This window comes from Methylomonas rosea (assembly GCF_024505055.1).
In the GTDB taxonomy this organism is placed as follows: Bacteria; Pseudomonadota; Gammaproteobacteria; order Methylococcales; family Methylomonadaceae; genus Methylomonas; species Methylomonas rosea.
This window is the reverse complement of sequence record NZ_JANIBL010000024.1, coordinates 52068-62848: the sequence shown is the minus strand read 5'-3', so window position 1 is coordinate 62848 and position 10781 is coordinate 52068. Positions and strand designations below refer to the sequence as shown.

At 45.5% G+C, this 10781-nt stretch carries 11 protein-coding genes; 5 read left to right on the top strand and 6 right to left on the bottom strand.

All coding sequences use genetic code 11. The features are described 5' to 3' along the window. On the bottom strand, window positions 1–321 hold a 321-nt coding region (locus tag NP589_RS09690), incomplete at its 3' end, for a hypothetical protein (RefSeq protein ID WP_256606796.1). Between NP589_RS09690 and NP589_RS21745 the strand changes: the two genes are divergently transcribed. Then, window positions 302–508 (top strand): transposase, encoded by a 207-nt coding sequence (locus NP589_RS21745; protein ID WP_371929660.1) that lies wholly within the window; start codon window positions 302–304, stop codon window positions 506–508. The genes NP589_RS09690 and NP589_RS21745 overlap by 20 nt on opposite strands. 236 nt (window positions 509–744) lie before the next feature. Here the strand turns inward: NP589_RS21745 and NP589_RS09685 are convergent, their stop codons facing one another. The 4 genes from NP589_RS09685 to cysC form a co-directional block, all read right to left on the bottom strand. After that, entirely contained in the window at window positions 745–1593 is an 849-nt protein-coding gene (locus NP589_RS09685; protein WP_256606795.1) for a hypothetical protein, read from the bottom strand. Window positions 1594–1793: 200 nt separating this feature from the next. Continuing rightward, window positions 1794–4169, bottom strand: a complete 2376-nt coding sequence (locus tag NP589_RS21740; protein WP_256606794.1) for a VanZ family protein — start codon at window positions 4167–4169, stop codon at window positions 1794–1796. A 12-nt stretch (window positions 4170–4181) separates the two neighbouring features. Continuing rightward, window positions 4182–5171 carry a DHHA1 domain-containing protein gene (locus NP589_RS09675; protein WP_371929661.1) on the bottom strand — a complete coding sequence of 330 codons (990 nt, stop codon included), beginning with the start codon at window positions 5169–5171 and terminating at the stop codon, window positions 4182–4184. Beyond that, entirely contained in the window at window positions 5137–5760 is a 624-nt protein-coding gene (cysC, locus tag NP589_RS09670) for an adenylyl-sulfate kinase (RefSeq protein WP_256606793.1), read from the bottom strand. Before cysC ends, NP589_RS09675 begins: the two co-directional genes overlap by 35 nt. Window positions 5761–6046: 286 nt before the next feature. On the opposite strand from cysC, the gene dusB reads away from it, so the two are divergent. From dusB to purD, 4 genes are read left to right on the top strand one after another with little or no spacing between them, the layout of a single operon-like run. Then, complete coding sequence (gene dusB, locus NP589_RS09665; protein ID WP_256606792.1) at window positions 6047–7024, top strand: tRNA dihydrouridine synthase DusB; 978 nt, start codon at window positions 6047–6049, stop codon at window positions 7022–7024. After that, on the top strand, window positions 7025–7288 hold the full coding sequence (locus NP589_RS09660) for a helix-turn-helix domain-containing protein (RefSeq protein WP_064010228.1): 264 nt from the start codon (window positions 7025–7027) through the stop codon (window positions 7286–7288). 37 nt (window positions 7289–7325) lie between these two features. Next, complete coding sequence (purH, locus tag NP589_RS09655; protein WP_256606791.1) at window positions 7326–8906, top strand: bifunctional phosphoribosylaminoimidazolecarboxamide formyltransferase/IMP cyclohydrolase; 1581 nt, start codon at window positions 7326–7328, stop codon at window positions 8904–8906. 16 nt (window positions 8907–8922) lie between these two features. Then, window positions 8923–10209 (top strand): phosphoribosylamine--glycine ligase, encoded by a 1287-nt coding sequence (gene purD / locus NP589_RS09650; protein WP_256606790.1) that lies wholly within the window; start codon window positions 8923–8925, stop codon window positions 10207–10209. A gap of 70 nt (window positions 10210–10279) precedes the next feature. Here purD and NP589_RS09645 read toward each other — a convergent pair whose 3' ends face one another. After that, window positions 10280–10684 (bottom strand): septal ring lytic transglycosylase RlpA family protein, encoded by a 405-nt coding sequence (locus NP589_RS09645; protein WP_256606789.1) that lies wholly within the window; start codon window positions 10682–10684, stop codon window positions 10280–10282. Between the last annotated feature and the right edge of the window lie 97 nt (window positions 10685–10781).

Genomic DNA, 10781 nt, shown 5'->3' with positions numbered 1-10781 from the left:
ATAAATACAAGTAGCAGGTCTTTCACTTAACGGGCTGTTCAATTTTTCGGAGCCATCTCTCGCACGGGTGCAATGATTTATTTTGCCGATGAAGCCGGCGTCCGATCGGATTTTCATGCCGGCACCACCTCGACCCCGGTTAGCTACCAGCCTACGCTGAAAACGACCGGCGACGCTTTGGTTTGAATATGATCTCTGCAAAACGGCGGTGTGAGTGCGCGAGGCGATTTTCGTTTCATGGTACAGGAAGGCAACGCCACCGCCGACATATTCGTTGAATTCCTGAAACGTCTGCTGCGCGGTGCCGAACAAACGGATCATTCTGGTCTTAGACGGCCATCCGGTTCACAAGGCCGGCTTGGTCAAAGCCTTCTTCGCGCAACAGCAAGGTCGCCTCAAACTGGTGTATTTGCCGCCGTATGCGCGCTACTCAATCCCGACTAACAGGTTTGGGGTTACGTCAAACCGCGTGCCTCCAAGCAAATGCCAGAGAATAAAATCGAATTAATGAAACTCGTTAAATCCGCCATGCATCGATTACAGAAACTCCTGCGCGTCGTGAAATCGATCTATAGGGAACCTCTGATTAATTCGCTATCGCGTACTGAGGGCTCAATTAAATCAATGACTTGCTCTGCTATTTTTCTTGAAGAACTGAATTAATCAGAGGTTCCTTAGACATACCGAATGTCGATACGCTTGCTAGTGACAATACTTTATTTAAGAGCAGTAATCAGAGTTTCCTTAACTCAGATCCTGCTTAACAAAAAACCTAAACATACGCCAAACCATACCGATACCCAATAGACTTAATAAACTGTATATAATATTTTTTATAGTTAAGTGTTTTAAAATATATTGAAGTCGCCCAGTGTCAACCTCTTCTTTTCTGGCGAAATTACGTTGAGAAAAGTCAAGTACAACCTTAGAACTAGAACTCTTGTTGCCATCTTGATTTTCGCCATTCCCAACACCGATAGGCCTCCCAGATATCCCAACACTACTCTTGAAAACGATCATAGCGTTGACATGCTCATCAACCCCAATAAATTGTTGAAATTTTCCCAATAAATTACTGCTGCTCAAATCGTATCCGACCATGCTGGCGTATATCCTGTCGTCTAAGTCTTTAAGATCATAATACGTCCAAACTAATTTGCTATATATTCCTTCCCCAAGACCAGTTCGCACTTCGTCCAGCAAATTTTTATACGAAAACACATCATCAGAATAATTATATGTTTCTATAACCTCTACGGTATTAGCATGAGAAAAATCTCGAGCATCAAAATAAAATTTAGCAGGTTTGTTAATATTCTCCTGCTGACGAAATATAGGACGTGAAACCGAATAAATCTCAACAGCAGACTCGCTCGGGGATACATTGGCTCTGATATTTTCAGCACCTATCTCGTGCTCATGGATTTTAGCAATATCATTTTTGATATCAACGGACCCTATAACATCTTTAATACCCTCAGGAGCCGCCTGAATCTTCTCTTTGTCATCTTTTTCTTTACTATTATATAAAACAGACTCAGCCAGGACACCCATCGCAACCGAGTCAGTAAAGAATGCACTCAAAAACGCCATCAATATAAATGCGAATGGAAAACCCTTAAATATCATGCAAGGCTACCCAGCCGCAAAAATACATATCGATTTGAAAACAAACAGATCATAAAATGTCTCATATGACTTGGACCAATAGAATAAAAATTAAAAAATAGACGCTTGGCAAACTAAAATCTGGTTAAATACTTCATTACTTAAACTCCCCGACAATTTACTTTCTATGAATATTTTGACCCAAATAAGTTGCGAAAAATCATAAGCAGCGGAGCTTGAGCTATAAAAACCAATGACACTAACCAAAAATGCGCTACAAAAAAACGCGCTCTCAACACACCACCTGAAATTAAATGACTTCTGTCAGTACTCAACAAAAATTGCATAGCCGAAAACACAGCATCATATTTTAGAATAAACTGTTCAGTTCCCCAACTTAACAATTGATAGCCTAAGGGGAAAGAAATTATAAATATAAAGCCGACAATAACAACGCGACGAAAATCATTAAAAACTGTTAAAAATAAAACGGACGAACCCAGCCAACCGACCAGAAAACAATAAATACCGACACAGGCGATCGAGAACGAATAGCCGCTATTAGCCATTAACTCTGTCAGATTGTCCGTAGCGGCTTTAATGACCACGATCCAATATCCGAACGGCAATAATAGTAATATCCAAAAAAAACCTAAAACAAAAAGCCGTATCAACTCCCAAGTTGAAACTATCCAAAAAAGTGCGGTATGAGTAGCCGCCAATATTATTAAAGAATAAACCCCAAACAACCCTAAAAACCGAAACGCTAACTCCAACTCTACGGGGATACTCAAAATTGGAGAACCCAACACATCATATATACTTTCTAGCGGAACAATAGCTCTTACTAATATCCAGGCTATCAGCGCATGTATCGCCAAAAAACGAACATGAAAAAAGACTTCTAACCTATCTGCTTTTGCTATGCTCATCAAAGAAAATAGCGGATATGCAAAACACCAATAAATCAATATTGTGAGGCCTAAAACACTAATGATTGGGTATTCTTTCGCAAATAACTCCCTTACATTGTAAGGCATAGACTCAGAGCCGCTGACAAATATCAGTGCACCAACAATCACAAATACTGATCCAACTGCAAGCAAAAATGGGAAACTTCCATTAGTGTAGCTTTTTTTATTTTTTAGACGCCTCTCCAGACCTGAATCTTCAGAAAAATTAGTGTTAAATCTTGGATCCACAAACAAAACGTCGTCTTCCAGATTATTTTTAAGTCCTGGTAAAGAAGGCTTAGTAAGTTGCAACTGTTTAACCACCACATAACCGAGATAGCCGCCGAAGACCTCTAAAATAACATCGGTAATATCAGCATTTTTATTTGGCAAAAACAATTGCGCAAACTCAATAATCATGGCGGTCATGACTATTGTAGCCAAGATCATAATGCTTACTCGATTACGGCTATTAGCAGGCCGAAAAGCATAACCACCTATCAGCCCAAAAGGCATAAAAAATAAAAGCTTATGGAACACTTCTGTAATAGCCCTGTACTCCGTGCCATAATAATACGCGTAAAATGGTACTCTAAGAAATTTGTCACTCCACGTTGAAAGCCTTAAATAAGTCCATTCAAAATCGTAAGGGTATAAAAAAATAAAACCGACAACTAATATCCATAAAAAATACGCTAAATACGCATATAAAACAGTGTAACTTTGATAATGTTTCAAACCACTATCGCCGCTTCCGACCAAAGCAAATCCACTCGAACCTAAAGCTATCAACCGAACACCAATAAAACCACCCACTAACGCAAGCAATATGTCCGTAACATCAGTAACCCGGCTATATACAAATAGCTGAAAAAACTCAATTATCGCTGCAGAAAATAAAACTCTTTTTAATAACTCAACCCGACTCAAAGGTTTAAGTTTGTACCATAACCAAGGTATTGGAAGCCATAATACAACCTCAGACAAGCAGTCATATATATCTCGAAAAACCTCACCCTTCAAGCCATAAAAGGGTAGTAAAATAACGCGCCCTTCATGCCATTTATGATAAAACTCAACAGGACTTAAGGTTAAATCCAGCGGCATGACACTGTAAAAAAACATACATCCTAAATAGATTTGCAAATACGGAACTGAATTAGTTTTATTTATTTTCCAACTTTCTAACCATGCGACAAATTTTTTCCCGAAAATCCACCAAGCTAAAACACCAATTGCAGCCCCCAAGCTTTCAGCGATTATATCGTTTAACGACACCGTTCTGGGAGGGAAAAATAACTGAGTAAACTCGATAGTCGAGCAAAGAAAAAAACTGACCATCAATACAACAACTGATGATACACACCTGCCAATAATTTGTTGATTTAGGGAAATGACACCCAGCCAAAGAAAGGCAAGCGGTATAAATAGCAGGATATTAGCAACCCAATCTGCTCTTGAGGCAATACCCAAAGTCAAATATTCAATATTCCGAAAACGAAACCAAGCCTCGCTTAACGGCAAACTATTAAACTGCCATGGCACCAAACTGCCGTAAACGACAAAAATCGTATAAACAATACAAGCAATTAATAAGCTATTTTTCACAAAAAACTTGGCTCATTTATATTGGATTTTAAAAGCTGCCACAAAATTGGTTAACTGCTGGTATGGAATATGATTAATACCTGCCGCAGCCTTACGGCCGCCACCGGAAAATAAAGCACATAATTCATCCGCGCCGACTTTATTATCCAACGGGGCTCTTACACTAATTTGATACCCCCCCTGCCGATTGTAGCTAACGATCGCGTGTGCCCTATCCGGATATTGATTAGCCAACTCATTTCCCCACACTCCCGCTACCCGCCTTGCCCACTTTTCATCAGGCAAAATATATACCGCAGTGCTGTCTGTCTTATATGCAGCCTTAACTTTTCCAGCTAGATCCATATCCTCGTTATAACCGTTAATTAATTGCTGGCAAACTTCAGTCTTATCCCTGATAAAGTCAAACGGCGATATATAGCCGTCCAGGAGCCTATACAGTTCATCGGGCGCAAAATACAGATCATCGATACACGTGCCGTAAGCGTTGTAATTGATACAGATTCCTAGTTGCTTTAATTGAAGCAATTCTTGGGCCGTCAAATTGAGTGATTTGGCAGCTTCTCTTGCAGCGGTGTCCAAATTATCGCCAAACGCCCCTGTAACAGCCCATTCGGTAAAGCGTTGCTTTAAATAAACGTCCATCAATAAACTTGTGCAAACATTCGCATCAGTGTTTATTAAAGAGGTCAAACCCGGATGAATTGGGATTTCACCGGCGTAATGGTGATCCATGTAAAAAATACTGACACTTTTGTTCAGGAGTTCCGCGAGGGGTAAGCGATTCTTATCGAGCGACACGTCAAGTACAACTACCTGATCACCTGCCTCAGCAGAAACTCGACCTAACAAGTCGATCTCGCGCTTGACACCGGTAATAAGTTTAGACTCCAAAGGAAAAGCCAGGCGCAACTGCAACAACGCACAAATACCATCCGCATCGCCATTAAACACGTCGATATTCACTTTATAGCTCTCTTTTAGCTGGGGCGATAACACCACGCTGCTCAAGCATACTCATCACTTGATCGACACACATTTCCAACTCATAAATCCCAGTATCCACTATCAAATCGGGTTTTTCCGGCGCTTCATACGGCGAGGATATACCGGTAAACAATTTGATATCGCCTTGCCGCGCTTTTTTGTATAGACCTTTTACATCCCGCTGCTCGCATACCGACAAGTCGCAGTTGCAGTAAATTTCGATAAAATCACCGTGCGGCACTAAATTTCGCGCATATTGCCGTTCGGCGCGAAAGGGCGAAATAAAGGCGGTTAACGTTATGGTGCCGGCTTCCAGCATTAATTTTGCGACTTCGGCAATTCTACGGATATTCTCCTGGCGGTCTTCATGACTAAACCCCAGGTCGCCGCATAGACCTTGGCGAACGTTGTCGCCATCCAACACAAACGTCCGACACTTTAATTGATACAAACGCTCTTCTACCGCATGAGCCAACGTTGACTTGCCCGCCCCAGACAAGCCGGTAAACCACAAAATAGTGGATTTGTGCCCGTTTAAATTCTCTCGGCGACTACGAGTTACCGTGGCATGATGCCAAACAATATTTGTACTTCCATTTTCCATTTAATTAAACTCCATAATTGTTCAACCAAGACTACTTCATCGCGGGCAAACGATGCAATCCTCTTTAACGACTGCGGACACCGTGTCGATATATTTTTACGCCTCTTCCTTTACTACCGGATTTCGCGGCAAAGATGACCACAAGGGGTTTAAAAGCCAAGTCAACAGTTAGGGCTTACTCCCAAATCAACGCAATCAACGATTTTCAATAACTTTCTCCCACCCATCGTTAATCAGCGCGTTTTCGGGTATCATTTGCCGCCTTTTTCGACTAGCCCGGCTTTTCATGCGAATTGGCCCTTACGAACTTCCCAACCAAGTATTACTGGCGCCGATGGCAGGCATCACAGACGCGCCATTTCGGCAAATCTGTAGCGAATTTGGAGCGGGTCTTACCGTGTCGGAAATGGTGATTTCTAATCCCAGCTTGCAGCATCACCCACGCACCCTGAAAAAACTGGATTACACTGGCGATAATAGCCTACGCTCAGTACAGATTTTGGGCACGGACCCTCGGCAAATGGCTGAAGCCGCTAAACTAAATCAAGATCGTGGCGCACAGATTATCGATATCAACATGGGCTGCCCGGCAAAAAAAGTTTGTTCGGTGGCTGCGGGTTCAGCGTTACTGAAAGACGAGTCATTAGTGGCTAAGATTTTAGATGCGGTAATCGGTGCCGTGGAAATTCCGGTAACCCTGAAGATTCGTACGGGCTGGGACTTTGCCAATAGAAACGCGCCTACCATCGCCAAGATCGCCGAGAGCAGAGGCATTCAAGCGCTCACCATCCACGGTCGCAGCCGAGCCTGTAAATTTACCGGAAATGCCGAGTACGACACCATCAAGCAAGTCAAACAGAGCGTCAGCATTCCGATTATCGCAAACGGCGATATCGATAGCGCCGAAAAAGTGAGACAAGTCCTCGCGTACACTGGGGCGGACGCTGTGATGATAGGGCGAGCAGCGCAAGGCAAGCCCTGGATATTTAAAGATCTAGTCGCCCATCTTAACAACACGACATATCCACCACTTTGCTTGACCGATATCAAAGCCGTCATCAACCAGCATCTGGAAAATTTATACAGTTTTTATGGCAACGACAGTGGTGTTAGAATCGCCCGCAAGCACATCGGCTGGTATTTCGATCATCTCGGCATACTGCCTGCTGACCAAAAGACTGCCATTAACCAAGCCCAACACGCTGCGCGGCAACTCGCGCTAGTCAATGCCTCTTTCAATTTGATGACATCACGAGCCGCCTAGATGGGAACACACCTTACACATAAAGTCACCGACAGCGAGCAAACGCTGTCTGACCATGTCCGTCATTGCGTAGAAGACTATTTCGCTCACCTAAACGGGCACGATTCCAGCGGTTTATATCATTTAGTGTTAGCGGAAGTAGAAAGACCCTTGTTGGAAACTACGCTGAAACACTGCGATTACAATCAAAGCAAAGCCGCGATTATCCTCGGTCTCAGCCGTAGCACCTTACGCAAAAAGCTGGAACATTACGGCATAGGTTAATTTCCAACCCTTCTCTTTACCCTTTATTGAGGTTTGCATGAATCCCCCTTTGGGCATAAATAAAAAAGTGACCCGCGCTCTGGTCAGCGTCTCCGACAAAACCGGTATTCTGGAGTTTTGCCGCGAACTAAGCCACCTAGGCGTCGAGCTACTATCTACCGGCGGCACGGCTAAACTACTAGCCGAAAACAATATTGCCGTTACTGAAGTCTCCGATTACACCGGCTTTCCGGAAATGATGGACGGCCGCGTTAAAACCCTTCATCCGAAAGTTCACGGCGGCATTCTCGGTCGGCGCGGCATCGACGATGCAGTGATGGCCGAGAACGGCATCAAAGCTATTGATATGGTGGTGGTTAACTTGTATCCGTTCGAGCAAACTGTGGCAAAACCCGATTGCGATCTGGAAACCGCGATAGAAAATATCGACATTGGCGGCCCAAGCATGATCCGGGGCGCAGCGAAAAACCATGCCGACGTTGCTATAGTTGTCGATCCTGTCGATTACCCAAGAATCTTGACCGAGTTACAACGCAATGCGAGCGCTCTTAGCCACGACACCCGTTTTAAATTGGCGCTGAAAAGCTTTGAGCACACCGCCCGTTACGACACGATGATTGCTGCTTACCTCAGTAAAGTCGTTGATACCGGCAACTTCCCGGAAACCCTAAACCTGCAATTCCACCGCCTACAGAGCATGCGTTACGGCGAAAATCCGCATCAAAACGCGGCATTTTACGGCGAGAAAAATCCGCCAGCCGGCAGCATCGCTAGCGCCAAGCAATTGCAAGGTAAGGAACTGTCTTATAACAATATTGCCGATGCGGACGCTGCGTTGGAATGTGTTAAAGCATTTAACGGCCAATCGGCCTGCGTGATCGTAAAACACGCCAATCCCTGCGGTGTCGCGGTAAGCGGCGACATTTTCGACGCCTACAATCTGGCGTATGCTACCGACCCGACCTCCGCATTTGGCGGCATCATCGCTTTCAACCGCGAATTGGACGAAAAAACTGCTGCGGAAATCGCAGGACGCCAGTTCGTCGAAGTCATCATCGCGCCGGCAATATCAAGCGGAGCGCAAGCGGCGTTGGCAAAAAAACAGAACGTCCGGGTGCTGGAGACCGGCTACTGGTCCGATAACAACACATCCTCCCTGGATTTTAAACGCATCGCCGGCGGCTTATTGGTACAGGATAAAGACACGGGCAGTATTTCTGCCAGCGATCTTAAAGTAGTCAGCAAGCGCGCGCCTACCGAACAAGAACTGGCGGACCTATTATTCGCATGGAAAGTCGCTAAATTCGTTAAATCCAATGCTATCGTTTACGGTAAAAACGGCCAGACCGTCGGCATTGGCGCCGGACAAATGAGCCGAGTCTATTCGGCAAAAATCGCCGGCATCAAAGCTGCGGATGAAGGCTTAACAGTACCGGGCTCAGTAATGGCCTCCGACGCCTTCTTCCCGTTCCGCGACGGCATCGACGCGGCGGCGGCGGCCGGCATAACCGCGGTGATTCACCCCGGCGGCTCCATGCGCGACGTAGAAGTGATTGCGGCCGCCGACGAACATAATATAGCGATGGTATTGACCGGCATGCGGCATTTCAGACACTGATACAGGATTACCAAAAATGAATATATTGATCGTGGGTAGTGGGGGCCGAGAACATGCCTTGGCCTGGAAAGTCAGGCAATCCGCAAAAGCCGATAATGTTTACGTTGCTCCCGGCAATGCAGGCACAGCGCTGGAACCCGGCATAAGCAATGTCGATATTCAAGCCGATGACATTGAAGGTTTGCTGAGTTTCGCCCAAGCCCGAGATATAGAGCTAACCATTATTGGACCGGAGGTACCTTTAGTCAAAGGCATAGTTGACAGGTTTTCCGCCGCCGGTTTGAAGTGCTTCGGACCGACGGCTCAAGCAGCACAGCTGGAAGGCTCCAAATCTTTTTGTAAGGATTTTATGATCCGCCACGGCATTCCTACCGCAGCATATAAAAGCTTCACCGAAGTCGAACCGGCAATCGCTTATATCCGCGAAAATGGCGCCCCCATCGTGGTCAAAGCCGATGGATTGGCTGCGGGTAAAGGTGTGATTGTCGCGCAATCCGAACAAGAGGCAATAGCAGCCGTCGAAGACATGCTAGCTGGAAATACGTTCGGCTCGGCCGGCCACCGTGTGGTGATTGAAGAATTTTTGGATGGCGAAGAAGCCAGTTTCATCGTCATTGCCGACGGCTTGCACGCCTTAGCCATGGCGACCTCTCAGGATCACAAAGCGCGTGATAACGGCGACCAAGGTCCCAACACCGGAGGCATGGGGGCTTATTCGCCAGCACCTGTCGTGACGCCGGAGATCCACCAACGCGTCATGGATGAGGTAATTTTGCCAACCCTAAAAGGCATGCGGGAAGATGGTAACGAATATACCGGCTTTCTATACGCCGGCCTGATGATAGGTAAGAACGGTAGTATCAAAGTCTTGGAATATAACTGCCGCTTTGGCGACCCGGAAACGCAACCGATTATGATGCGTTTAAAAAGCGATTTGGTTGAGCTTTGTTTGGCGGCCATAGACAAAAATCTTGATCAGACGGCTACAGAGTGGGACGAACGTCCCTCATTGGGTGTGGTGCTGGCAGCGGGCGGCTACCCCGACAACTATGCCAAAGGCAATCCGATTAGCGGTTTACCAAGTGATATAAGCAGCGATTACAAAGTGTTTCATGCAGGCACCAAACAAGTCGGCGACCAAGTAGTCACCGCAGGTGGCCGCGTACTATGCGCTTGCGCATTGGGCGACAGCATCGCTCAAGCCCAAGAAAGGGCCTACGAGCTATGCCGACAAATCGACTGGCAGGATGTGTATTTTCGAACGGACATTGGCTTTAAAGCGATTAGATCAGAAACCGTCTAACAAGGTTTCAGAATAAGGTAGGCAAGATGTAATCCGGCCAATACACCCGGATTACATCGCGACAAAAAACTTAGGCGTCGCCTACGCGCAGAACTTCAAGTTTGACGTTCGCCAAGCCCGCTTGGATGAAACCAAGTTCGCTGGCAGCCCTTTTGGACACATCAAGCAACCGTTTATTGGCTTTGTGAGCGCGGCTATTTATCCGCAACTCGACACTACGATTATTACTTAGATTAACGACACGCACCAAAGAACCGAACGGCAAGCTCGCGTGAGCCGCAGTTAGTGCGTTTTTATCATAAAATTCACCGTTTGCTGTCCGCTGACCATGCATTTTGTCGCTGTAATACGATGCGACGCCGCTTTGTTCAAGGGAAAGAAAACCGTTCCTTTCTGTTTTCGCTAAACCTACAGAGCTAAAAGACGCTAGACTCGCTGAAAGCAATAAAATTGCCGTCAATTTCGTTTTTCGCATCCTACCCTCCTTACGTTGAGTATTGACAGGAGGTTTGAGGTTATCCGAATAAAAACGCTTTGACAAGCTTTTTTCGTTAGCCTACAAGTTTCGCAAA